Consider the following 24,619-nt stretch of genomic DNA (forward strand, 5'->3'; position numbering starts at 1 on the left):
GCCCCGGTTCCCAGTGGATTTTTTACTATATTTCATCCTGAATCAAACCGACCTATGAAGCGCTTCCTCTCACTCCTGCTCATACTCCCGATCACGCTTGCCGCCCAGAAACGTCCCCGCGATCTGGGTATCAAAATAGGCGTGCTGCCCACAGGTGCATTGAATGCGATCACCGATGTAACGGGCGTGAAGGTAGGCCAGGTGACGCTCACGGAAGGCGCGGATGTACGTACGGGTGTGACGGCCATTCTCCCGCACGACGGCAACATGTTCCAGCAAAAGGTGCAGGCGGCGATGTACATCGGCAATGGTTTTGGTAAAATGACGGGCTATTCGCAGGTCGAGGAACTTGGTACGATTGAATCTCCCATTGTTTTAACCAACACATTGAGCGTACCCACAGCCGCCGACGCGGTAATTGACTGGACATTGGCCCAGAAGGGCAATGAGAATGTAAGATCTGTAAACCCGGTCATCGGCGAAACGAATGACGGCTTTTTGAACGACATCCGGGGCCGCCATGTGCGTAAAGACCATGTCCTGAATGCATTGGCCCAGGCCGAAACCGGCCCGGTAGCCGAAGGTAACGTGGGTGCGGGAACCGGCACGGTTTGTTTCGGATGGAAAGGCGGCATCGGCACGGCATCGCGAAAATTGCCTGAAAAGCTGGGCAACTACACGGTGGGAGTGCTGGTACAGACCAATTTTGGAGGTGTTTTGAAAGTAAACGGCGTGCCCGTAGGCCAGGAACTAGGGAAGTATGCATTCAAGGAATCGCTCGACAAGTCGTCGGACGGCTCCTGCATGATGATAATCGCTACGGACGCGCCCCTGGACGCCCGCAACCTGAAACGGCTTGCCAAACGCGTTATGCTCGGCATGGCGCAAACGGGCGGCATCGCCGCGAACGGAAGCGGCGATTACGTGATTGCCTTCTCGACAGCCAACAAGGTACTGCACGAAACATCCGAAGCAGTGTTCAGCTCGGCATTCCTGCACAATGACTACGTTTCGCCACTCTTCATGGCGGCCATCGAAGCTACTGAGGAAGCCATTATCAATTCGCTTTTCATGGCCAGGACTTCCGAGGGTACTCAGGGCCACAAGGTAGAAGAGCTCCCGAAGGACAAGGTACTGGAAGTCATGCGTAAATACGGGCGAATTAAGGAATAGCCTGAGAAATAATTCGACGTATATAGCATATAGTCAGTGAATACCCCTAAGGGAATCCCTTGTATTTTGGATAATGCAAACAATTAGTTAGGATTTTAGCTAAAAAACGCTAATTTTCAACCCTTTACGAAACCGGGTAATCTTACCTGGCTTTTCCTGTACTTTCCCGTATTGACCAGACCTGTCGCTTAGAATTAATTTTGATGTGTAAATTCTAGTACTCAACCCCGAAAAGTATGGAACATTCTATTACACACGCGTGCCTCGTCCATCCGCATCCATTAGAGTGCGAGGCGGTTGCAGAATGGCTGAGGAGGAGGTCTTACATCGAACTGGTTGGTAAGTGTAATAATCTTGAACAAATCACCCAGTTACCCTACCTGAAAGAAATTGATATAGTAGTTGTATTCGCCCATCACGCCGAGAAGACGGCAGACCAGATTTTAAAGATCAGAAAACTCTACCCCAAACTGAAATTCCTCCTACTCGCCCCCAGTCCCTCCACCGAATCGGTTCGTGAGGTAGTGCGATCGGGCGTAAGCGGCTACATTGTTTTTGAAGCCGAACTCGATGAGTGGGAGCGGGCCATACGGGCCGTTTCGGAAGGGAAAGTGTACTATGGGCAGGAAGTAATGCTCAAACTCGCCGAGACCTCCATGGACAAATATATTCAGGAACCGGCCCCTTCCACACGTGATTTTTTAAGTAAAAGAGAAGTGGAAATCCTCCGGCTCGTAGCCAGCGAATACTCAACCAACAAGATTGCCAGCGAGCTATGCATCAGTGATAAAACGGTCGAAACCCACCGTCGTAACCTCTTTCAGAAACTGGGTGTCAGAAACTCGGTAGGCCTCACCAAAATAGCCGTCCGCATGGGCGTGGTGTAGTTTTTCATAGGTCATCATAATGGAAAACCCTTAAAAGCAACAGTCAAAACCATTAGTAAAATCAGGGTAAAAATCCGGAAAATTCAGGGTATCTGCCGATTGAAATAGCGCTTGCGCCGCAACAACTTTGTCTAAGTGTTTTAATTATGGAACTGACAAAGCGCGAAAAGGAGATCCTGGATTTGATCATGGACGAAATGAGCTCCAAGGAGATCGCCGAAAGGCTGCAAGTGAGCATTTCCACGGTGGAAGCTTATCGGCGAAGTCTGTTCAGGAAATTCGGTGTACGATCAGTGATAGGGCTGGTGAAAGCAGCCATGAAAATGTAGTACTCGTAATTACAAATTAGTATGGCAGATATTCGTCGCATGGCCGTCAACTGGGTCGACGGGATGAAAATCTCGCGGCAGCATTTCATCGAAACAGATCATTACCACACCGATCAGGTTCGACGCGCCGGGGCCGCATTGCTCACTCCGCTGAACTTTGGCCTGCTGCTCCCGAAAGACGGGAACGACCCGCTGGAAGTACAGGTGTTGGGCGATGCCGGCAATCAGATCCGCGTAAAAGTGAACCGCTGCCAGGCCATTACGCCCGATGGCAGCATGCTCGACGTCGAAGAAACCGACGACCTGAAACTCGACACGTCGCTAGCCGGAATCCTGGAACAATACCGGCTCCCGATGACGCAGAATGTGGAAATATATATGGTACTCAGCGTAGGCATGTTCGAACGACAGCCGACCGGAACGCCTTCGGAATCAGAAATCCCCGTGCGGCATCCTTACACTCTGGCACTCTCACGCGTGAGTCTGGTACCTTCGGAGCTCATCAATATCGAGCAATGGGGTGGCCCGGGGCTGATCATCGGCAAGCTGGCATACAGCAATTCCGAACTGCGCGTTTTGCACGATTTTGTACCGGCAAGCCGGGCAGTGCGCAGTCACAAAAACCTGCGCGAATGGCACAGCCGCTGGTCGGGCTATCTGAACGACATCGAAATGTATTCGTTCCGGATCTTGCAGAAGATCAAGACCAAAAGTCAGAAGAGTACGCTCTCGGACAGTGTTCAATTGATGGTGGAAGGGCTGTTAACTACCATGACGATGGTGAACATCAGTTTCCAGCGAATAATCCCTTCCGAGCCGCCGGTGCAAATGGTGACCTCGATGATCCAGACGGCCCAAGCCATTAGAGTGGCGATGGAATGCCTTACCGACAGGGAGAAAGAAGAACTACTGGGTTATCTCGGCGAATGGGCCGATGACTCACCCGGAAGCATTGAAAAGCAGCTGTTAGCCGTGATACAAGCGCCGTTTAATCAAAATGACATGTTGCCCGGCCTGCGGGTCATCGACAGTTTTTACAGTATGTGGACGGCGCTGTTCCTGAAACTCAGCCAACTTGAATTTATCGGAAAACGCAAAGGACAGCAGGTATTTATCATCGAAAGTCCTGTACACGAGCCACCTGTGCAGCCGGAAAAAGCAAAATCGCGGTGGAGCCCATTGTAACGACCCACTATGTCCCTTTCCCAGGGATTTAAATCCCTGGATACAAAATGTACCGCGCCTCTGGCGCTATCTGAGATACCCTAACCCAGGGTTTCAACCCTGGGCCTCCAGACGACACGTTACCCTGCCACATAACGGCACGCACATGTAGCAACTATGGAACCAACTAACAAAAACCAGAGAAAAACAGCGATCGGGCGGTTTGTAGGCATGTACGTATTGTCGCTCACGTTCCCGCTCGCGGCCGTGTACCTGCTCATGCGGGTGCCAAACTCGGTATCCGCTTCCGAAACCCGCCGGTACCGGGAAATTGTCGAAGAGCAGGACCCGATGCTGGTTGACACCGACACGCTCAGCCAGATATCGCGCAGGCTCATCCAGCTGGACGGCGTTTACAGCAGCGCCACCGACGAAATGGCCAAAGCCACGGCGCGTACACAGTTGGTGGACATTGAAAGCCGCGTCAACAGCATTATGAGCCATTTTAATAATCTCGCGGCCGCCGCGGCGCACGAGCAGAACAAGCGATTATCGACCGGCATTGCCAAACTGACCGAAGCGCTCGTCACTTACCGTCAAACCATCGGCGAGCTGAGGCGCACATTGGATAGCAAGGGCATTGATATGCAAATGGTGAATGACCTCCGTAATCAGATCAACATGAAAGACTTAGAAATCAAGGGAATGGAACGTCAGCTGCTAACTGCAGCGGCAGGGGGTGGCGGCGGCGGCGGTGGTGGATCCGACAAAGAGCTACAAGCCAAGCTGACTGCGCTGCAACGTGACCTCGACAATTGCAGGAGTTCCAAATCGGGTGGTGGCGACATCGCGGCTATCCAACGACAACTCGATGAATGTCTGGCCGCCAAAAACGGAACCGCCGTCACATACCGCGAATGGCTCCGGTATTCGGAGGCCGAAGGTTACTACCAATTGCTTACACAGGGGAACCTGCGCAAAAACGACCGGAAAGTTTATTACGACCAGGCGAAACAGATATTCGACGGTTTACAGGTTTCGACCGTCAACAAAGACATGAAAGCTAAAGCGACTGAGCGGCTATTGGCATTACAAAAAAATCAGCCCTGAGAAACAGCATTCCAAATCTATCCTATTGATCCATGCAAACCGAAGCACTCAGATACGCGATCACGATCGCACAGTCGCTTGCGCGCGAATACCGGCAAGAGCGGTTTGGTCCTGCGCACTTACTCATGGGCCTGCTACATAATGACGTGGGTCTCGCTTCCGAGCTTGTAATGGCAGGCAAAGACCTTGCATACCTGCGCGACTGGGCCGAAGTGCGACTGGAAGAAAGCGCTAAATCGGTGCGCGTGCCCGAGTTACCCCAGCCCGACAACCAGGCCGCCGCCGCGCTGGAACTCGCCGAACTCATTGGATTACAACTCAATATAGACACAGATCCACTTTGTACATTAGCCGCTTTACTCAAACCCGGGGTGGGATTTTCTTCCGATCAGTTGAAGTCCCTTCCTGTTACTCAGAAAGAAGTACTGGCACTCCATAATGCCCCGCTTGTTACCGCCAATGGGGAAAGTGAAAGCTCAAAGCAATCGGCGCCAGCGGCAAAGGGAGCCGGGTATCTTGAAAAATATACTTCCGACAAAACGCAGCGGGCAGCCGAAGGCAAAACCGACGACATCATCGGCCGTGACCGGGAAATTCGCCAAATGGCCGAAATACTGGGCCGCAGAAGCAAACCCAATGTGATATTGACCGGCGAACCGGGTGTAGGCAAATCGGCGCTCGTGGAGGGCTTTTCCAAGCTCATTGCAGAGAAAAAAGTCCCTCAGCTGCTACAAAACGCCCGTTTGTTGGAACTGGACACGGGTACGCTGGTAGCCGGGGCTTCCTATAAAGGTGAAATAGAAGAGCGGCTGAAAGGTATTTTGAATGAACTAAAGGGGTTTGACAAAGCGATTCTGTTCATCGACGAAATCCATATGCTGCTTGACCCGAAAGGTTCAATCGGCGCAGGAGTCGCCCAGTTACTCAAACCCGAACTAGCGCGGGGCGAACTCACATTAATAGGAGCCACCACACCTGAAGAATACAGAAAATACATCGAAAAAGACGAAGCGTTCTCCCGCCGGTTCGAAATACTCCATGTGGAAGAGCCCGACGAAGCCACTGCCACGCGCATGATCGAGCATATGCTGCCGGTTTACGAAGCGCACCATGGGTTGAAAGTGTCAGAAGGCACCGCCGCTGAGGCTGTGAAGCTCGCTAAAAGGTACGTCAAAGACCGTCGCCTGCCCGATGTAGCCCTAGACCTGCTCGACCGCACAATGGCGGCGATGCGATTAATGGATGAAGTTTCTGAAAACGAATTAAATACATTACAAACCGACCTCGATATGCTGACGGCGGTCGACGAAGCGGAAAGGCTGCACGAACTCAGATGGTTTGCCCGGCAGCTTCCCAACCGACTAAGCCCATTGCTCACCGGCCAGCTCGATGCGAATGAAGAAACCGACCTCGAAACATCCGAAGGCATTCACAATCAATTAAGTACCAAATTATCCGCATTGCGGAACCTGGCCACGCGCCGCTCCGATTCGATTGATAAAAATGATGTCGCCGCCATTATTTCCCACAAAACCGGCATTCCGCTAGGCAAGCTGCAAAGTTCTGAACGGGACAAGCTGCTGGGCATCGATGAAGTTTTGAAGAAAAGAGTTGTGGGCCAGGATCAGGCTGTCAAAGCATTGAGCGAAGCTATTTTGGAATCACGCTCGGGCCTCATCAAGGCCGGGCAACCCATCGGTTCGTTCTTCCTTCTGGGACCAACCGGAACGGGCAAAACCGAAATCGCGAAGGCGCTCGCCGATTTCCTGTTTAACGATGAGTCGTTCCTGATCCGGTTCGATATGTCGGAATTCAAGGAAGAGCATTCGGCAGCATTGCTTTACGGCGCGCCTCCGGGATACGTGGGTTACGAGGAAGGCGGGCTGCTGGTGAATAAAATCCGTCAGAAACCCTATTCAGTAGTTCTTTTTGATGAAATAGAAAAGGCGCATCCCTCTGTTTTTGATCTCTTCCTCCAAATTCTCGACGAAGGAAAATTACATGACAGGCTCGGCAAGGAAGGTGATTTTTCCAATGCGGTGATCCTCTTTACTTCCAACATCGGGCAGGAACATATTATCCACGAATTTGGCAAAGGAGGCATTCCGCAATCATCCGACCTGATGGAGATTATGGCCAAATATTTCCGGCCGGAATTCCTCGCTCGGCTGACCGAAATAGTACCGTTTGCACCGATCTCAGAGGATAATGTGATAAAAATATTCGATATCCATTTGCGCAGTCTTACCGACCTGCTCGATAAACAGGGCATCAGCCTCAACCTGACTCCCGAAGCACGAAAAAGCATCGCGATGCAAGGTTTTACGCCGAGATACGGCGTGAGGCCTCTGAAAGGCGTCATCCGGAACCTGCTAAGGCGGCCGGTAAGCCGGATGATTATCTCCGGGCAGGCCGGAAAAGGTTCGGTGATCGACCTCAGCACTGACAACCATGGAGAGGTCATTTGGAATGTCCACCAGGCCGAAAGCATATTGGAATAGCACCCATTTTGATAAACTATCCACACCTTCCTGAATCGAACAATGAGTGTACTCGGAAATGCAGTGGCGCAATTCGCGCAAACCAACCTGGCCAGCCAGGTTGGGAACGGAGAATGCTGGACGTTGGGCGAACGCGCCTTGCAAAGTGCCGGCGCCAGAACTTCCACGGAAATCATGGGCCACATTGGTCCGGATGACAATTATATCTGGGGAACCGCTATTACAGCGGCCAATCTCGAAGCGGGCGATATTATCCAGTTTCGGAATTACACATTCCGGTTCGATAGTTCGGATGGCGCCTGGCGGACAGAATCCCGTCCGCACCACACGGCGATTGTTATGTCGGTCGACACTTCCGGCGCCGTGGAAGTGTATGAATGCAATGTCAACGGCAGCAAAAATGTACAGCAGAACCGCCTGTACCTCCGTACCGGCGCGATGAGCGGAGGAAGCGTGACCGTCTCAGGGCAAATGTGGTTCTACCGCCCGCAGGCGCGGCCAACTACCTGACCCTTCGCACCGAAAAGTTATCTATCCGAAAACCTGAAACATTATGCACATTCATCTATTCAGAAACGCGAAGCGGTGGGATTCGTGCCTTATTCCGATCGACGATACGACGTTCGGGATGATCCTTCAATTCAAAGTGCGCCTGGTGCGCATCGAACCGACCACCCGCTTTTTTATGGGCGAAACCTATGCCACCGGTAATGGCAGGCTGCACGACACGTACGGGCATTTCCACCTCGACCGTTGGGACGACCACGAATGGGAAAGCTACAAGGACCGGTTTGTAACAGTGGTGCAAAGGCATTGGAGCGATAAATTCATCCTCGATCCCAACAAGGACTGGCACGTCCCCCGCACTACATCTCCGCGCAATTCGGCCACCATTCAATGCGGGTTATCCATTCAGCTCGTGGATAGCTCCTCTCAGGCGCACCAGACATACCGGATCATTCACCCGCGCGAAAACACCTTCAGATCCTACGTGGAAGAGTTTAACCGAACCGGCGTGTTCACTCATAATGACTTGGAACCTCATTGGAATGACCGTCTTACCCGCATTGGCTCGGAAAACCATAATGTGTCGTTTTTACAAACTACCGTCAATCACGAATTCGGCCATACATTGGGATTGAACCACGTCAAGGGTGTTGGTAACAGTGATGCCAACTATGGCGTGACATTATCCGAACGCGAAAACCAGATGGGCATGGGCGGATTGCTCACGCCGCGTCACGCACAGCCGTGGATCACGCGCCTGCGTAACCACCTGATCCCGCAAACGCATTACGACACCACTGTTTCCTTCCGCGGAAGGGTTGCAAGCCCGCAGCTGATCGAATATTGGGATAACGACTGGCGTCCGGCAGCCCCCGCAGCTTCCTGAAAATATGAATGAACCAATCCGCTGAACACAGCGATTAAAGCCATGCAAAAGTTAACCAGCTTATTAATCTTTACAATAATTGCTCTCCTCAACGCGGCATGCAATATGTTCGCACCGGTGGATCCGCTGGCGCCCGCGGCATCGGAGGTGAGTGTTGAGCAGGTGTGGACATCGGGCGCAACCGTGAGAGGAAAAATCGATAATCTCGATCCTAAAAACGATCGTCAGGAAAAGAAAAGCGGCAAAATCCTTGAATATGGCTTTGTTTGGGGTACTCAAAACCAGCCTACGCTTGAAGCCGGAACAGTGATCAAGGTAGGAGAAGACAATCCTCCCACCCCGTTTGAATTTGTACGGGAAATCAACCGGCTCTCCGTGCTTACCACCTATTACGTGCGCACCTACGCCCGAAACCAGGGCGGCGGCATAGGATACGGGCCTGTGGCGACTTTCAAAACGGACGATTATGTTTTTGCAGAGCTCTCATTGGGTAAGATAACCACCACTTCCAAGGTGTCGGCTGACGTCGTCGTCAATATATTGTCCCTGGGCAATGCCGAAATCTCGTCCTTCGGGGTCTGCTATTCGTCGACCAACAATGAGCCTACCACCAAAGACAGCCGGGCGACAGCAAACGGCAAGGCGGCCAAGGGTAGCTTTACAGTCAATGTAGGCGGATTAACCGCGGGAACCACCTATTATGCCCGCGCGTATGCGATTACCCTGGGTGGCATCATTTACAGTGATGCAACGACCGGCTTCTCACTCGGCGAACCTACTGTTTTTACACCTAAGAAATCGTTCACCATGTACTATTCCAACCCTTATGACCTGGATCAGGGGGCGTTGGTGTCGCAAGTAGGCTCCGAAGATTTAGACTGGTACCCCTATAACGACAAGCCGGGCATCTACCCCAGGAACGGAGCGAAGTTTGCGGTTTTAGGTGCTGTGAATTTCGACCAGGTAAAATACAGCGACCTGACCCGGGCCAACCTTAGTACCGGCTTCATCAACGGCAGCTACACGGATGTAATGGCAAACCAGTTGCAAAACGGCACGGTGATCGCATTTATGACCAATCAGGGCAGGTACGGCAAGCTGCGTGTCGATGCCCACGGCGAAGACCGCCGGCCTGGCTCCGCAAGTGGTGGCGATATGGAAGTGACTATTTTAACCTACGACAAACCGTAAGCGTATACACGTAAACGTAAGGTAAATTATTTAAATTCATGAAAAACGGGCTGTTCACATGGGTGGCTTTCATATCGACTGCGCTATTTCAGTCGTGCAACCTCTTTGCACCGGTCGATCCGCTTCCACCTGTATTGTCAAAGCTGGAAGTGGTGGATATCAAACGCACCGAGATCACTGTCAGCGGAACAATCAACAATCCTGGCAGCAAGAACGACCGGCAGGAGAAAAAGAGCGGCGTCATTAAGGAATATGGTTTGGTATACGGCACCGCATCCGCACTAGATGTTCAGAAGGACAAGGTGATCAAACTTGGTGAAACACCCGGGCAAACCCCGGTTTTGATTCAGAATCAGAAAATAACAGGGCTTATGTCCGACACCCGCTATTACATTGCGCTTTACGCCCGTAATGAGGGTGGCGGAATGGCCTACGGAGAAACACTGGACATCAAAACGACCCTCATACCACCCGCCGTAGTGATACGCAACTCCGTGAAGGTTGCCAGAACCAAAGCGCTTTGGTACGACCTGGACACCGGGACTGTAATAACTAATGCAAACGACCCGAAAACCGATGTTACGATTGATTTCTTTGCCATCACAGGCAGAGGAACTGTGCTTGAAATTAATTCCGCGAACAAGTTGCAATTCGCGAATCTGAACCTTGCCGATTACGACAAACTCACGTACCTGGATCTCGTGCGGGTCGCAAACTACGGTAGCATGAGCATTACCTATGTATTCAGCGACCAAACGGACAATACCGTGATCGCATTTAAAACCGGAGAAGGCCGGTTCGGGAAATGGCGGATCGAGGACGTGACGGCCAACGACATCACGATGAGCCTCATCACTTACGAAAACTAATGGAATGATGAAGAAACTCTTTACCCTTTTGATGACGCTGCTCGCAATGCAGGTATTTGCCCAGGACCGGATCTGGCTCGATAACGGGAACCCCGTACAAGCCAAACTGAGCCGTGCCATGGACAGCAAACTCGAATGGGTCGCCTCGGACGGCATCCCGCGGGTCTATCACCGGAAACGCTTTCTCGTCATATTCGGGTCGGCCGGGCAATTTATGGTGATTTCCGAGCTGAACGAAAGCCCAAACAAAGCCCAGACGCAAATTGAAGCATTTTACAAGGCTCCTCCCCGAAACGTGAGCCAGGACATTATCATCAAAAGCGTCCCGCTGACCGTGATTACCGGCAACATTTCCTATGAAAGCGACGACGTGATCAACTACCTCACGATGGAAGGCAATGCGGCGTCGATTAACAAAGAGGAAGTGGCAACGGTGATTTACCGCGACGGCCGGCACGAAATCCTGCGCGATGTAGTCGATGTGGCACCACTACTTGCATTGGCACATAAGGAGATTGAAAAAAAGGAAAGAGAAATCGTCAGGAAGGAACCGGATCCTGCCCAAAACCAGCCTGTTGCCAAGAAAGACGTCCCGTCCGCACCAAAAGAACAGCTAAAACCGGTACTGACCGATGCCGAATACAAAGAATACAGTGCAAAAGGCATTCGCCGGGTGGATGAATTCACCTCCTACCTGCGCATTATTGGCGATAAAAGCATGAAATCGGAAGATAAGAACAAGGCGGTACAGCAAGCACTAAGCTTGTTCGAACCGCAGGCTACCGTGGCCGTGAGTTCGACAAAAGGGGTGAAGAAATATCCGGTTAAAGAATACCTCAACCGCCTGAAACTCCTGCCGTATGCCAAAATCAATATTACCTGGAATGAGGTCAAATATGTGAGTGAGCTGAAACAGGAGGCTGACGGCAACTACTATGGCACGATCGCCGGACAGCAGGTTTTTGAAGGTTATTCAGCCAACGGAAAGGTCGCCTACGGGGATATTACCCGCAAGAATATCCGTGTCAAACTTGAATCGTATCAGAAAACCATCGATGGAAAGGATACGGTGAACTGGGAAGTTTTATTGGGAAATATAGGGATCGAAACCAACGAGGGACAATGAAAACCAGGCTATACATCATCCTGCTTTTGTTTCAGGCCGCGACCGCCCCGCTGCATGCGCAATGTGGTTACCTGGCGGGCAAGATCACCGATATTTCGGGTGCGACGCCGCTTGTTGCCAGTCTCTCCGCCAAAACTGAGCAAGGCAAACAGCGACTCGGCAAGTCCGACAGTCTGGGCGTATTCAATGTGGAAATGCCTTGCCACATCGTTGAGCTCACCATCGAATGCCCGCAATTCCAGACACAGCATATCCCGGTGAATATCGACGGCAAAACCGAAGGCACGTTTTTCATCACATTAGCCATGATGCCCCTGGGCAAACAAACCAGCGACGAACCGTATGCCCAGTCGGAGCAAAAGCATTTTGAATTGAAGGATTCGCTGAAAGCCGTTTCCATTGTGAGGCGGATCGAAGTGCGCGATGCATTGTCCGACCAACGGCTACCTGCGGAGATCTGCCTTTATTATACCCAAAAACAAAAAAAGGATTGCTTCTCTCTGACAACTGATCGCCCAAGGGCTGAAATCGTGTTTACAGAGAAAGATATTGTAGCTATTGAAGTTAAATCCGTTGGTTACCAGTCTTACAACGGAAACCTGATCCTCGACAAAACCGACCAGGAGCCCCGGACGTACATTATCAAACTGAACCGCCAGCGGTCCATCCTGTCCGTCAATATCCTGCAAGCCCAGCAGGGAATGTTGTGCAGGTTATGGAGCGACGGCCAGCCTGACATTTCCCTGAACCGCGTAAACGACAGCCATTATTTCGCCGACCTCGTACCAGGCCGAAGCTATAAATTCGGCATTGCACCTGCATCCAGCCAGCCGGAACTGGTTACGGCCATGGCCTCGGTGAAGGAGGGCATTACTTTGAAGACTTTGCGTGTGGCAGAGCGGGCAACGGAGCGCCCGGCACCGGCAGTAGCCCATGTCGAAACGCCGCCCGCCAGGGGCATTACCGCTTCTGACAAAACGCTCTACTTTCCAAGAAGCGACTACAAGCTGCCGCTGCAATCGCGTACCTACCTCGATTCGGTAGCACTGTACATCCTTGAAAACAAGAATAAAGGCTTGCGCATTACCGGCCATACCGACAATGTAGGCAACCCCGGCCTGAACGTCACGCTCTCGGAATACCGTGTGCGGGTAATCTCCCGGTACCTCATCGGCAAAGGCGTTCCCGAAGGGGTGATCGCGGCGATGGGCGTCGGCAGCAAGTTCCCGGCCCGCCCCAACGACAGCGAGGAGAACCGGCGCATGAACCGGCGCGTAGAGGTGCAGATCATTGATTTAGACCCAAAAAGCAACTAAAAATATGAAAACGGGAATGAAAAACTTTACCAGTTTCAAATGGCGGGCTGCCTTGCTATTACTGGGCATAATGGGCGCCGCTTTGCACGCAAGCGCACAGGCGCTCACACGCAGGGATGCGGACGAGATACGCGTACTGGCGCGCGAGAAAGTCAAAGGTCTCAACGATCTGCTCAATGCGATTGCCAACGAAGACCTCAGCAATTACGAGCGCCGCTACCTGATGATGAACAGTTACATGCCGAGCAATGACCAGATATTTATCAACGACGGCGTGATTGTGGAGGACGATGTGGATCCGAAACATAAAGGCAGCGCACCCGGCCTCGACACGCCCATCGAGAAGTACCTGAGTAATTTTGACCTGTTTTATGTCAAATCAGAAACCAATACCATTGAATTTACCAACCTGGTGGTGTCTGACGTCAAAGTCGATAAATACCCGTTTGTAAAGGTGTTCTACACCCAGCAATTCAAAGGCAAAAGCAACAAGGACAATACGCCGTACGCACCCATTGCACGGGTAGCCGAGCTCCGGGCCGACAAATCAGGCAACGACTGGATCGTGTTCCTGACACGCGTCGCATTCAATTCTGCCGAAAGCGCCAAATCGGTGCCGGTAAGCCCCAAACCGTCGGCTATGTATGACTCGTTACAACGTAAAAAAGAGCCGGTCGTAAGCCGGGCGTCGGACCGGCCACCGGTTGCGAAGCCTGAGGACGCAAAGGAAGGCGAACGGGTTTTTAAAGAACTCAATAAACCCAACGCCGAAGCAGCAGCCAATGCCCGCAAATGGGGTGCGATCAAACTCGGAGCCGGCGTGGCAGCGCTCGCGTTCGGTGCGGTGACTTACAGCATGCTCAACAAGGATTACAAAGAATACAAGAAGCTGATAGACAACCCGGAAGGGCTCACCAGCTACGCCAAGCCCGGCATTTATGTCTCCGTAGGCGCAGCAGCGGTCGGGCTCGGCGTATCGCTCACTTCGCTGTTCGACTTCAAACGTGCGAAGCAGCTTTCGCAGTAACGCATTCAAACTTATAACATTCACCAGACTGACAGCCCGCGGCCGAAAGCCGATGGCCGACAGCCGAAAGCCTTAAAACCATGTCCCAACCCGCAGCAAGAATTGGCGATATGCACATATGCCCGATGGTTACCCCCGGAACACCTCCGGTGCCCCATGTAGGCGGACCCGTGCTGCCCCCGGGTACCCCCACTGTGCTTATAGGCGGGCAGCCGGCCGCTTGTGTCGGCGACATGTGCGTATGTACAGGCCCGCCCGACTCCATAGTTATGGGCTCCACGTCGGTGCTTATCGGGGGAAAACCCGCGGCACGCCTCGGCGACACCACGGCCCACGGCGGAAGTATCGTAGCGGGCTGTCCCACAGTTTTGATCGGTTAGTAACAACAGTATTTACTTAATCCTATACAACTATGTTCAACTACGGAATAGGCGGTAACGAACGCAAGATCGACCAGTCCAGTGAAGGGATTGCTGATATTCCTCAAAACCGCACGCTTTTCGCCACGCAGCTGACGAGCGACCCGTCGCCCCGGCCGGAAATGGTTTACGATCTCAAAACCATTGACGAAGTTTTCGCGCATTACCAGCCCGAAGCGGAAGTAGAGTTCATCACTTCCGACGGCAGTTTTATCAACGAGAACCTGCGGTTCAGAAATCTCGGGGATTTTGGTAAAAAAGGAATTATAGCCCAAAGCGCATTCCTGCAAGACCTCGACGCACGCAGCGAAGCCTACCAGCAGGTAGTAAGGCACCTCAAAGTGAACAAAATCCTGAAAGCCGCATTGGAAAAACCCGAAGCCAAAGCCGCATTGCTCGGCGTGTTCCAGACGCTGATTAACGAGTTGGAGGAAGCAGGGTAGCGATAGAAGTTAATGATTGAATGATCGACCGAGTCGCCGGAGCGATGATTGAATGACCGAATACCTCCGGTTGGAGTGCACTGGTAATTCAAGAATCGAAAGCGCCCATTCAATCACAATTCAATCACAATTCATTCAGTCATTCAATCATTCAGTCATTCAAAATTCACATGGCAGACGATACAAAAACATCCCAGGAAGCCACGCCGGCGCTTCGCGAACGCGTGGCAATTCCGCTGGAAACCGGCCTTCCGCAGCTCGCCAAATATGGCAGCTTCGACCTCGTAGAAACGATTATCGAAGGCGCTGCTAATATTAACCCGGAGAAAAAGGCCCGGAAAAAGATATTTCTCACCGAAGCCGACAAGAAGAAAGAGCGCCAGCAATTGAAAAAGCGCCTGGAATTATGGTCGGAGCTGCTGAGCAGCGCGGAAAGCGTGCCGGACATGATCGAAGCGGGTCAGAAACAGGCAGACGCCGCATTTGAATTATTGAAAGAAAACCTGGGCAAGGCCGTGGAGCAGATCCGCCCGCTGGAACAATCCTACCGCTCGGTGGCGATGTTTTTCAAAAATACGGAGCAGGATAAGGTCAAAAACGTCACATTCTTGAATGCGGCCGCCGATCAGTTACAGGATCTGGACGTTACCACATTCATCGATGCCGTAGGCGAGGAACTCGCTTCGAAATACGACCGCCTGGATCTGCGCGAAAACTACTCAATCCTGAACGTGCCGGGCTACCTGGGTTCGGGTAAAGTAGTAGACAAATGGGCGAAAATGGCGCATAAGAACAAGGTTATGTTGTTAACCGACTTCATGCACCTGGATGCGCCGGAGGACGTGATGGAACTTTTCGAATCGGCTAACCTGACCGGCGGCGCGGCACATTTGTCGAATGTGATGATGACTTGCAACTGGCTGGTGGGCCGTGCCAGACACGACGACCTGGGCGAAGAGGATGATCTGTACATTCCGCCATCGACGGCATTGGCCGGTAATGTGTATAAAACACTGATGTCGCAGGTGGCTGCGGGTAAAAAGCACGGTACGCTCAACGAAGTGGACGGCGTGCGGTTCCCGCTGAAAAAATCGGAAATCGCCGATCTGGAAAAAATGGGGCTGATCCCAATGGTGAATGAATACAGCAAGGTAATGGCATTCTCGGCCAAAACGCTGTTCAATGGCGATAATGTTGGTTTGCAGACCTATTCGGTGGTACGCGTTTTCGACTACATTACCAAAGTGCTGATCGACTTCCTGAACCGCCGCGCATTCGAAAACTTCGATTACAACACCAAAAACGATCTGAAAAAGCAGATCATCAAGTTCCTCGACAGCGTTACCGGCCCCGGCAAGCTGATCGAGAAGTTCAGCGTGATGCGTTTCGAGCAGGATAAGGACCAGAAAGACAAGGTTTACCTCGACATCCACATGGTACCCTATTTCCCCGCGAAAAACTTCATGATAGCCCTGACGGGACAGAAGGGAGATGATCTGGACGCTGCCGCCTGGGCGGCGGAGTATGCGCAGCAATGACCGTGAGTTCATGAGTTAAGAGTTTATGAGTCAATCACTCTAACTCACGAACTCATAAACTTTAAACTCATCTACTCATAAACTATGCCATTCAGCGCAAACGTAAAAATCGACGGCGATCACGAGTACAGCGTCATGTTCATGCAATTTGAACTGCATCAGACGGTGGACGACGCGATGTCCATTACCTCGCCGATCCAGTGGGCGCATTTGTATATGGAGCTGGAAATGGTCCTCGACGATTTTCTGGTCGAATGGGCCAACAAGCCTTCGCAGAAATACGATCTTACGGTGGAGCAGTTCGGCGAGACCGGCTCTTTCAAAACCCTGAGTTTCAAGGAGGCGGTTTGCATTGAATTTGTAGAAATGTTTGACGACGGTACCGACGACCTCGACAAGGCGCTTTCCAACCGGTTGCAGAATTTTATCACCTGCATTACCGTAACGGCCGGCAGCGTGGAAATCAACGAAGCGAAACTCGAAAACTTTTAGCCATGGCCGAGCAGGATGCCAGTATCGGAGTAGAAGCGCACCTTACCCTGGACGGGAAGGAATTTACGGTCAAAAAGATCGCCTACGGATGCAACCGCAATGCCGACGAGCGCGGGAGCCCGACAGACTCGCCCAAGGTGCGGCTGATACGAATGACCATCTCGCCCACGAAGAACGACGATTTTGCATTGCTCTACGACTGGGCATTCAAAAACGACCGCCAGCTCAGCGGGCAGGTGGAGTTCAAATACGACAACGACTCGCAGGTCCTGCGCAAAATGGAGTTTGAAGAAGCCTATTGCGTCGGTTTCCGGGAATCCTTCCGGGCAAAGCAGTCGACGATCCGCGGGAACAAGCTGGCGCACGTGCCGGATACCAGAGGCTATCTGCCGCAGCACCGGGGCAAGGACTATTTCCTATGCGACAGCAGTGTCGCATTGGTTTACGAGCTGGTAATCTTACCGCAGAAAGTTAAAATCGGTCAGGTTGAAATAAGCAGTTAAATGGCACGACAGGTTAACACGAGCATTGAAATCGAAGGCGGCGTAGAGATTACCCGGCACCTCGGACTGGTGATCGAGCAGGATTTGTTTGCGCATCACCGGTTTGAGCTGCTGGTCCCATTCGATCAGCTGGAAGATGAAGGAGAGCATTTTTTCAACCGTTCGCACCGCGCGGTCATGGGCAAGAAAATCACTTTCTCGTTCAGCCCGCGCCTCGGCTCCGATTCCTTCGACTTTGTATTCCAAGGCATTGTAACCGAGATCCGCCTTCGCAGTCTGAGCGATATGAGCAGCGCATTTGTATTGAAAGGATATAGCCCAACCATTGTGCTCGAAGACTCGGTACAGCGGCGCTCCTTCCTGCGCGGGACAGTTCAGGACATTTTCAATACGGTCCTTCAACCCTACCCGCAAAATCTGCTCCGGAAACAGCTTAACCCTGAAAACGGAGGCAGACAAGTCCCATTTACCCAATACAATGAAAGCAATTACAAATTCCTCTGCCGGGTAGCCGACCGGTGCTGCGAATGGTTCTATTATAATGGCCGCGAGCTCGTGCTCGGCAACAACAGTCAGGAAGAGGTTGATTTTCTGGTGGATGGTTTGCAAAACTTCGATGTGGCATTGCAGCTGCAACCGGCTGCATTCAGCTACGAAGGTTATAACTACACCATTCCCGAGGTATTCACCGGGCAATCGTCGCAGCAGAATGTGGATGGGCTGACGTCGCTCAGCGAGTTCGCTTTGGAACAATCTGACAGCCTTTTTGCCCAAACTTCCCTCCTGCCATCGCCAGAGATCGTGGGTGGCCAGGGCGAGATCGATGAACTCACCAAGATGGAACGCTCAGCGAGGGTTACGTCCATGGTTGATTTCCGGGGTTCGGGCGAAACGCCTACCATGAGCGTGGGTACCGTGCTGGCAGTAAAAGGCCAGCGACTGAACGAGCGTGGTGAAGCCTATGAGGAGAATTTCGGGAAATATCGTGTGGTACATATCCGTCACGAAGTCAATACGGCGGGAAGCTATCAGAATACGTTCAATGCAGTGCCGGAATCGGCGCAGCATCCGCCGAACAATCCATATGTGCGCAATCCACTGGGCGAGACCGAACAGGCCGAAGTGATTGCCAATGACGATAACGAAAGCCTCGGGCGCGTGCGTGTGAAGTTTTTTTGGAGCCAGAGCCGCCAGCAGGATCAGGAGTCGATCTGGATGCGGGTAGGGACCACGCATAACGCCACGGGCCGGGGAGTCAACTTTGTGCCCGAGGTGGGTGCCATGGTAATGGTAGGGTATGAAGGAAACCTGGCCGAAAACCCGTTTGTCATGACCTGCCTTTATCCCAAACCGGAAGAAGATATCAGCTACACGTCGGACAACAACGATATCAAGGTCATAGCGACCCGTTCGGGCAATATGGTCATTTTCATCGACGAGGATGGCGACGCCAAAATCCAGATCAGCAACCGGGAGAAGACCGACACCTTCCTGGAATTCGCTTTCAAAGACGACGGCAAGATCAGTCTGCACGTTGAAAACGGGCTATTAGAAGTCAAGACCAAGGAAATTACCATTGAGGCGACCGAGGACATTACGGTCAGTGCTGGCGGAAAATTTGACCTACATGCAGGCGAAATCGCCATGAAGGCCGATCAGAATATCAAAATCGAAAGCGGTACCGACACCAATATCAAAGCGGGCACCGAATTAAATACCGAAGGTACCGCCAGTGCGAAAATGAAAGGACCGCAGCTTACGCTCGAAGGGGACGCCCTGGCCGAACTCAAAAGTAGTGGCACCACGGTCGTTCAGGGCTCGCTTATTACGCTCAATTAAGTCAATATATCCATAATCAATTCAATCACTTTAAACACTTACAACTATGCCAGCTTCAAGTTTTGACGCTTATTTCACCTGGGATGGCGGCCCGTCGGGCGACGGCATCGCCGTAATCTCATGCAGCTACTCCCTGTCGCAATCCACCGACGATAAAGGACGTGTTTCTTCCAAAGTGTACGGCGGAAATGTCTTTATACAAGTTGACTCTTCCAGCGCCGACGATAGCAAGAGCCTTTGGGAGTGGATGGTGGACCCGGACGGAAAAAAGTCATCCGCAAAAATTACTTTCAAGAATGTGGACGAAGAACAAACTCAAAAGGAGCTCGAACTCACCGACGTGTACTGCGTGCAATATGCCGAAAGCTTTGTAGAAACCGGCTCCATGCCCATGACTACGAGCATTACGCTGTCGGCGCGCGAAATCAAACTATTTGGCACCCCGCACACCAACCGCTGGTAACAGATGTCAGCCTGAGCGGAGTCGAAGGCATCGTGCAAGATGCTTCGACTCCGCTCCTTGACAATGCTACATCCACGAAGTTATCTTATAGAATGTTTCGACCGCAGCGGCGGCCACTCCGTTCAATATGACAATCCTTTAAGCCCTCACCGCCACGATCGTCTCATTATCGACAATGTGATTGGCCTGGAACGTCAGGTCCGGATCCATATAAACGCGGCGCTTGTACCAGGGCTGTTTTTTATAAAAGAGCCATCCGTAAGGCGCTTCGTCGGGCGCGAGGTATTCCACCGGGCTGCCGGGGTTGCGGTCGTTGTAGTCGTTCAGGAAGATGAAGAACAGCTCGCCAAAGAGCATTGAATGCGGTGCTTTGGCCCGGAAGTTCGTGAATGCGGCTTCGTCGGCCTTTTTGGTAAACTCAAACTGGATCACCAGCACGCGGGAAAGATCGAGCAGGTCCATATCAGGCAACGGCTGGCCTACGGGATAATACCATTTTTTGTATTCTTTGAGGGGTATTTCAAGGTAATTCTGATAGACCCGCGCGACAAATACTGGAAACAGAAAACCGACCAGCGCCGTGGCCATACCCAGGCCTTTTGAAAGCTCGCCTGCCAGCTTATGGTAAAGGAAAATAACCACTAATGCCGTCAGCAGCGTGATCAGCAGTGTAAAACCGATCGCTCTGGCGGAACGGTTCTCGAAAAGGATGTCAAACCATTGTGAAAGCAGGTAAACATGCAGAATGCCGAAAACCAGAAAACATGCCATCGCCATCGGGTAGGCGTCGTGGTAATCGGTCACCCAGAAACCCAGCGCACCTACCAATGTCAGCACGGCTATCAGAACGACTGCATACAATAGTTGGAGACGCTGCGTGACAGTTTTAACAAACGGAAGGTTCATCGGGGACGTCGGAAGTTGGTGGACAAACAAAAATAAGCCAGACTTTCATTAATACAACCACAATTTATTAAACGCCGGATGGAAGATCAAAACTATTCTTTGCCTCTCGCGCTCGACCGCATCGTAGCTGGCCTGCCACACCCGAAATGCCCTGACAGAGAGGCCATCCATCAGCATTTATACCTGTTGATGGTAACCCATTTCGATGAAAACCGGTTCGACAGCCGCTATGGGTGCGCACTGTGGGAACATGATTTTTCAGTTTTGTCCCAGATCAAATGGAAAGACCTCATCCGCGAATCACTCGAAGAAGCAGTGGGGACTTACGAACCAAGGCTTGCCAATGTCAAGATCAGGGTTGAAATGGAAGAATTTGAGGTTTTGAGCAAAACCAACAATTATATCCGCAAACGCGTAAGCATTGAAATTAAAGCTATGATCCGGCGCACTAACGAGCCATTCATATTCTTCGAACGCATTTTCATATCACCGTTATCTATAGAATGATATGCCCGAAACGCTGAGCTACACCAAAGAAAACATTTCCCGCCGGCTGATCAGACGCTGCGCCGAGCTCTGGGGCATCGACGACAATCAGACCGATCATTTCGACCCGCTCGTGCGGCTGCTGGTAGAGGCATGTTCGGTAGAATTTGAAAAGGTAGGACAGGAAATCGAGCATACCGAACTACGGCTGATGACCCGCCTGGCCGAAATCCTGTCCCCTGATACCCACAATGCACCCCAACCCGCCACGGCTATCGTACAGGCGCGCCCGCAAGAGCCTGCGGGCTGGATCGAGCCGGAGAACCAACTCACCGGCAAGCGCACCAATGCGCGGAAGGGCGAAAGTACCGAAGTCCATTTCGCTCCGGTCGACCGCTACCCCCTCGTGAATGCAACCATCGCACAATACGCTACGCCTCTAGGGCTGTTCGCCATAGAAAAGGGAACAAAAATACTGACAGCCAAAACATTACCCCAAACGGGCGGTGAGCAAAGCATTTGGCTCGGCCTGGAAGTTGAGCCGGGTATTTCTTCCTGGGAGGGTTTCCGGTTCTATTTCGATTGGGCTGGCGACTCCGGAGAATATCAGTATCGCGAATTCCTGCAAGCAACGAACTGGCAATGGAACAATAAAGCGCTTCCCGTCCTGCATGGCTTACAGGACAATGCCGTAGACAACTCCATTCTGATCTATCACAACAGCTTCGTCCGCATAAACAGCGACGATTCCTGGGAGAAGGGCAAACTAAAAGCTGAACCCTATCCCGATGCATTTGGAAGTATGTTCGATACCCGGGCGCTGCAATCGCTGAAAAAGCCTTTGACATGGGTCCAAATCACTTGGCCAGCTATATTTCCGGCGGCAGGGTTTGAACAAATGAATGTTTCGCTGAATGCATTTCCCGTGCAGAACAAACAGCTCAACAAAATCACCTACCGCCTGCAAACCGGACTGAATGGCATTGCATTACCCAGCAGCGATGCCTTTATGGGTGTTCAAAGTGTGGTTAATCAAAAAAATCAGGCTTACACGGCATCCGAAAAAAGCCTCTATACCGACGAAGAAGCGGCTTCCAATGGCACTCCGCCCGCTGGCGCAGCCCGCGTATACACACTTCGCAGGCAAGGAATCGGCCGTTTCGACAAACGTGACGCACGGGCGATCTTATACCAGCTCCTGGAACTGCTTCGCGACGAAGTGACGGCTTTCAATGCCATCGGCGAGGACTTTCTGGCTTCTATCCTTCGCGAAATTGCGCAGAATATGGCGCGGATCGAGCAGAAACTGGGTATCAAAAAAGCCAGTGAAACTACCGCTCAGCCATTTCTGGTGATTCGCGGAGATAAAAATCCCGACGTAATTTTTATTTCTTATTGGAGCACCCTGGCCGAGCAGGCGAATGGCATTCCCGCAGGCACGCGGCTGCAATCGTACGCGACCTCAGGCGTGAGCGGCGCGGACATTACTATGCTTACCCGCTCGTCCGGTGGGAAATCCAAACCCGATGAAGGAGATTATGTAAATCAGCTCCGAAAGAACATCGTCACCCGGAACAGACTCGTGACGTTGGAGGATATGCGTGCATTCTGTACCGCCGAACTGGGCGACCGGCTACGCAAAGTGCAGATAAAGCCGCACTTTATACCGGGTAAAATGCCCGGTCAGGGTTTTGTACGCTGTTTGCAGATTGGCCTAACGCCCACCTCACCAGCTCGCGAAGGCGACGATTGGGCACGCGAATGTGAATTATTGCAACTCAAAATAAGCCGACTTTCCACAGGCATGTACCCCATTCAGGTAGTCACACTACCCAGCAACTCCTGACCACCCATGACAACTCCTGACTAAAAATGGAACCCCACCCCGACCTTAAAGCCGAATTCATTGCCAGTTCATGGCTTGAAAACGATATTCCCGCCAGGCAAATCCTTTTCCGCCCGCTGGGGGATTTCAAACGGCGCAGCCATCGAGATATTGAAAACACGCGTGAGCTGGAAATAGGTAATTTTAAAGGTCGGGTAATCGAGTCCAACCGGAGCGGCATTTACGACCATTTGCCCGAGCAGCTTTTCCATCTGCCATCGTCGGCCAATTTGAATTCGACGAAAAAGAAAGTCGATGAAATTCGGCTCCAACGGGAGAAGGAGCAGCAATCCCGGTTGTTTTTCCTGCCTTTGGAACACGAGTTTTTTCTCAACCGCGTGAGCTTGGCGCGCCTGGAACAATGCGCCTGGGAACTAGTCCCTGGCTCCGGGTTATTGGAAGAGTTGAAAGCATTCTGGCAGGCGCCGTCTTCGTTGGATGAAAGCATTTTCGTGCAGCTGCTGCCATTCCTGCCGCTTGTTTCCGAAAATCGGGGTAACCTTGATAAGGCCGCGGAAATCATGTCCGTCGCATTGCGGGTGCCGGTGGAGATACAGACCATTTTTGGTCTAAAATACCATTACGAATCCAATGCAAGCATGGGTGACGCGTTGCTCGGCGCGGACACTTCGCTAGGGGGTGAGCTGGATACTTATTTGCCTCAAATCAATGTCGATATAGAAATTCCGGACCCGGCGGGGCTCGACAAATATCTTCACAACCAAAACTTCGACACGCTCGTAACCTGGCTGCTGGGATGGTTTATCCCGGTGGAATACGATTTCGTCGTATCGCTCAAACTATCTGCTGAAGTTTCTGCCTTCACCCTCGCTTCCGACGACGGGTTTTCGGTCCCGCTGGGCTACGCTACCCTCGCTGAAAGCTAGCATCATGCCCGCATTAGATTCTCCACTTTTATTTTGTTGACTATCATTCGCTTACAAGATTGTTTACTCAAAACGTCTATTTTCACCCCAAAAACACACAAAACACAAGTTATTAACAGAATAGTAATATCGACCTACGGGAAATTTATCTTGCGATTCTGATTTTTTCGAATCAAATTTGCGGTTTCATTGAAATCCCGAATCTGAAAGTGAAGACTGTACGAGTGATTAACCAGGCCATCAGCTTAATGCTTGCCGTCATGTTATTGACGGTGGCAGGAGCGCGGTCGTGGTCGGATCATACGGATCGGGGCGCTTTTCACGGGACCAGGACGGAGGCGATCGCCAAAGATCTGGCTAAGAGAGCCGACACTCCGCCCAGCCAGCCGGAACAGCCTGAAATAAGTGCACTTAGCCTGAATGCGGTCATTACGCCCGCCATTTCCTTCGATTTTTATCAATATCTTTATTTTTTACCTCAACCTGTCTGGCATTTCGTTGCCCAAAAACTGGTCGTCCGGACTGCATTCAATGAACCAGTGTACCTGGTTTCACATTTCCAGCGGGTTTTCGGCCGTTTTATCGTCACCAACGCTCCGTAATGTGTGAGCGGGCCCGCATGGCCCACATGTCCGCATTTTCCCAGAAAGCCTGCGCCATTTACGTTCCGGC

At 51.8% G+C, this 24,619-nt stretch carries 25 protein-coding genes; 24 read left to right on the plus strand and 1 reads right to left on the minus strand.

The features are described from left to right. The first annotated feature begins 54 nt into the window (after positions 1 to 54). From ACQ4MZ_RS26320 to tssD (ACQ4MZ_RS26415), 20 genes are all read left to right on the plus strand, one after another. The gene (locus tag ACQ4MZ_RS26320; RefSeq protein WP_430850182.1) at positions 55 to 1,173 is read left to right on the plus strand and encodes a P1 family peptidase; all 1,119 of its coding nucleotides are present in this window, start codon (positions 55 to 57) and stop codon (positions 1,171 to 1,173) included. Between the two features lie 236 nt (positions 1,174 to 1,409). Further along, a complete protein-coding gene (locus tag ACQ4MZ_RS26325) occupies positions 1,410 to 2,060 on the plus strand; it encodes a response regulator transcription factor (RefSeq protein ID WP_430850185.1) in 651 nt (216 codons plus the stop codon). A gap of 104 nt (positions 2,061 to 2,164) precedes the next feature. Further along, positions 2,165 to 2,389, plus strand: coding sequence for a response regulator transcription factor (locus tag ACQ4MZ_RS26330; protein WP_262510557.1), 225 nt, complete (start codon positions 2,165 to 2,167; stop codon positions 2,387 to 2,389). 21 nt (positions 2,390 to 2,410) lie between these two features. Beyond that, entirely contained in the window at positions 2,411 to 3,574 is a 1,164-nt protein-coding gene (locus ACQ4MZ_RS26335) for a hypothetical protein (RefSeq protein ID WP_430850187.1), read from the plus strand. Between the two features lie 156 nt (positions 3,575 to 3,730). Continuing rightward, the gene (locus ACQ4MZ_RS26340; protein WP_430850189.1) at positions 3,731 to 4,663 is read left to right on the plus strand and encodes a hypothetical protein; all 933 of its coding nucleotides are present in this window, start codon (positions 3,731 to 3,733) and stop codon (positions 4,661 to 4,663) included. 32 nt (positions 4,664 to 4,695) lie between these two features. Further along, positions 4,696 to 7,164 (plus strand): ATP-dependent Clp protease ATP-binding subunit, encoded by a 2,469-nt coding sequence (locus tag ACQ4MZ_RS26345; protein ID WP_430850191.1) that lies wholly within the window; start codon positions 4,696 to 4,698, stop codon positions 7,162 to 7,164. Positions 7,165 to 7,206: 42 nt separating this feature from the next. Next, entirely contained in the window at positions 7,207 to 7,674 is a 468-nt protein-coding gene (locus ACQ4MZ_RS26350) for a hypothetical protein (RefSeq protein WP_430850193.1), read from the plus strand. Between the two features lie 43 nt (positions 7,675 to 7,717). Further along, positions 7,718 to 8,557 carry a hypothetical protein gene (locus ACQ4MZ_RS26355; RefSeq protein WP_430850195.1) on the plus strand — a complete coding sequence of 280 codons (840 nt, stop codon included), beginning with the start codon at positions 7,718 to 7,720 and terminating at the stop codon, positions 8,555 to 8,557. A 105-nt stretch (positions 8,558 to 8,662) separates the two neighbouring features. Beyond that, positions 8,663 to 9,748, plus strand: coding sequence for a hypothetical protein (locus ACQ4MZ_RS26360; protein WP_430850197.1), 1,086 nt, complete (start codon positions 8,663 to 8,665; stop codon positions 9,746 to 9,748). 38 nt (positions 9,749 to 9,786) lie between these two features. After that, positions 9,787 to 10,617: a fibronectin type III domain-containing protein gene (locus ACQ4MZ_RS26365; protein ID WP_430850199.1), complete on the plus strand. Its 831-nt coding sequence runs from the start codon at positions 9,787 to 9,789 to the stop codon at positions 10,615 to 10,617. A 4-nt stretch (positions 10,618 to 10,621) separates the two neighbouring features. Beyond that, positions 10,622 to 11,743 (plus strand): hypothetical protein, encoded by a 1,122-nt coding sequence (locus ACQ4MZ_RS26370; RefSeq protein WP_430850201.1) that lies wholly within the window; start codon positions 10,622 to 10,624, stop codon positions 11,741 to 11,743. Beyond that, complete coding sequence (locus tag ACQ4MZ_RS26375) at positions 11,740 to 13,059, plus strand: OmpA family protein (protein WP_430850203.1); 1,320 nt, start codon at positions 11,740 to 11,742, stop codon at positions 13,057 to 13,059. Before ACQ4MZ_RS26370 ends, ACQ4MZ_RS26375 begins: the two co-directional genes overlap by 4 nt. Positions 13,060 to 13,075: 16 nt before the next feature. Continuing rightward, on the plus strand, positions 13,076 to 14,086 hold the full coding sequence (locus ACQ4MZ_RS26380; RefSeq protein WP_430850205.1) for a hypothetical protein: 1,011 nt from the start codon (positions 13,076 to 13,078) through the stop codon (positions 14,084 to 14,086). 80 nt (positions 14,087 to 14,166) lie between these two features. After that, positions 14,167 to 14,466 (plus strand): PAAR domain-containing protein, encoded by a 300-nt coding sequence (locus ACQ4MZ_RS26385; protein WP_430850207.1) that lies wholly within the window; start codon positions 14,167 to 14,169, stop codon positions 14,464 to 14,466. A gap of 32 nt (positions 14,467 to 14,498) precedes the next feature. Continuing rightward, the gene (locus ACQ4MZ_RS26390; RefSeq protein WP_430850209.1) at positions 14,499 to 14,948 is read left to right on the plus strand and encodes a hypothetical protein; all 450 of its coding nucleotides are present in this window, start codon (positions 14,499 to 14,501) and stop codon (positions 14,946 to 14,948) included. 170 nt (positions 14,949 to 15,118) lie between these two features. Continuing rightward, the gene (locus tag ACQ4MZ_RS26395; RefSeq protein ID WP_430850211.1) at positions 15,119 to 16,486 is read left to right on the plus strand and encodes a DUF5458 family protein; all 1,368 of its coding nucleotides are present in this window, start codon (positions 15,119 to 15,121) and stop codon (positions 16,484 to 16,486) included. Between the two features lie 84 nt (positions 16,487 to 16,570). Next, complete coding sequence (gene tssD / locus ACQ4MZ_RS26400; protein WP_430850213.1) at positions 16,571 to 16,978, plus strand: type VI secretion system tube protein TssD; 408 nt, start codon at positions 16,571 to 16,573, stop codon at positions 16,976 to 16,978. Between the two features lie 2 nt (positions 16,979 to 16,980). After that, complete coding sequence (gene tssD, locus ACQ4MZ_RS26405) at positions 16,981 to 17,481, plus strand: type VI secretion system tube protein TssD (RefSeq protein WP_430850215.1); 501 nt, start codon at positions 16,981 to 16,983, stop codon at positions 17,479 to 17,481. After that, entirely contained in the window at positions 17,482 to 19,320 is a 1,839-nt protein-coding gene (locus tag ACQ4MZ_RS26410) for a type VI secretion system Vgr family protein (protein ID WP_430850217.1), read from the plus strand. Positions 19,321 to 19,366: 46 nt separating this feature from the next. Next, positions 19,367 to 19,783 (plus strand): type VI secretion system tube protein TssD, encoded by a 417-nt coding sequence (tssD, locus tag ACQ4MZ_RS26415; RefSeq protein ID WP_106595708.1) that lies wholly within the window; start codon positions 19,367 to 19,369, stop codon positions 19,781 to 19,783. Between the two features lie 138 nt (positions 19,784 to 19,921). On the opposite strand, the gene ACQ4MZ_RS26420 is transcribed toward tssD (ACQ4MZ_RS26415), so the two are convergent. Next, the gene (locus ACQ4MZ_RS26420; RefSeq protein ID WP_430850220.1) at positions 19,922 to 20,689 is read right to left on the minus strand and encodes a TssN family type VI secretion system protein; all 768 of its coding nucleotides are present in this window, start codon (positions 20,687 to 20,689) and stop codon (positions 19,922 to 19,924) included. A 78-nt stretch (positions 20,690 to 20,767) separates the two neighbouring features. On the opposite strand from ACQ4MZ_RS26420, the gene ACQ4MZ_RS26425 reads away from it, so the two are divergent. The 4 genes from ACQ4MZ_RS26425 to ACQ4MZ_RS26440 all read left to right on the plus strand — a co-directional run bounded on the left by ACQ4MZ_RS26425 (position 20,768) and on the right by ACQ4MZ_RS26440 (position 24,549). After that, entirely contained in the window at positions 20,768 to 21,196 is a 429-nt protein-coding gene (locus ACQ4MZ_RS26425) for a GPW/gp25 family protein (protein WP_430850222.1), read from the plus strand. A gap of 1 nt (position 21,197) precedes the next feature. Further along, positions 21,198 to 23,021, plus strand: a complete 1,824-nt coding sequence (locus ACQ4MZ_RS26430) for a type VI secretion system baseplate subunit TssF (protein WP_430850224.1) — start codon at positions 21,198 to 21,200, stop codon at positions 23,019 to 23,021. A gap of 26 nt (positions 23,022 to 23,047) precedes the next feature. Then, positions 23,048 to 23,947 carry a type VI secretion system baseplate subunit TssG gene (locus ACQ4MZ_RS26435; RefSeq protein WP_430850226.1) on the plus strand — a complete coding sequence of 300 codons (900 nt, stop codon included), beginning with the start codon at positions 23,048 to 23,050 and terminating at the stop codon, positions 23,945 to 23,947. 209 nt (positions 23,948 to 24,156) lie between these two features. Beyond that, positions 24,157 to 24,549 carry a hypothetical protein gene (locus ACQ4MZ_RS26440; protein WP_430850228.1) on the plus strand — a complete coding sequence of 131 codons (393 nt, stop codon included), beginning with the start codon at positions 24,157 to 24,159 and terminating at the stop codon, positions 24,547 to 24,549. Positions 24,550 to 24,619 lie beyond the last annotated feature (70 nt).

Origin of the sequence: Dyadobacter sp. BHUBP1 (genome assembly GCF_050587785.1) — a bacterium.
In the GTDB taxonomy this organism is placed as follows: domain Bacteria; phylum Bacteroidota; class Bacteroidia; order Cytophagales; family Spirosomataceae; genus Dyadobacter.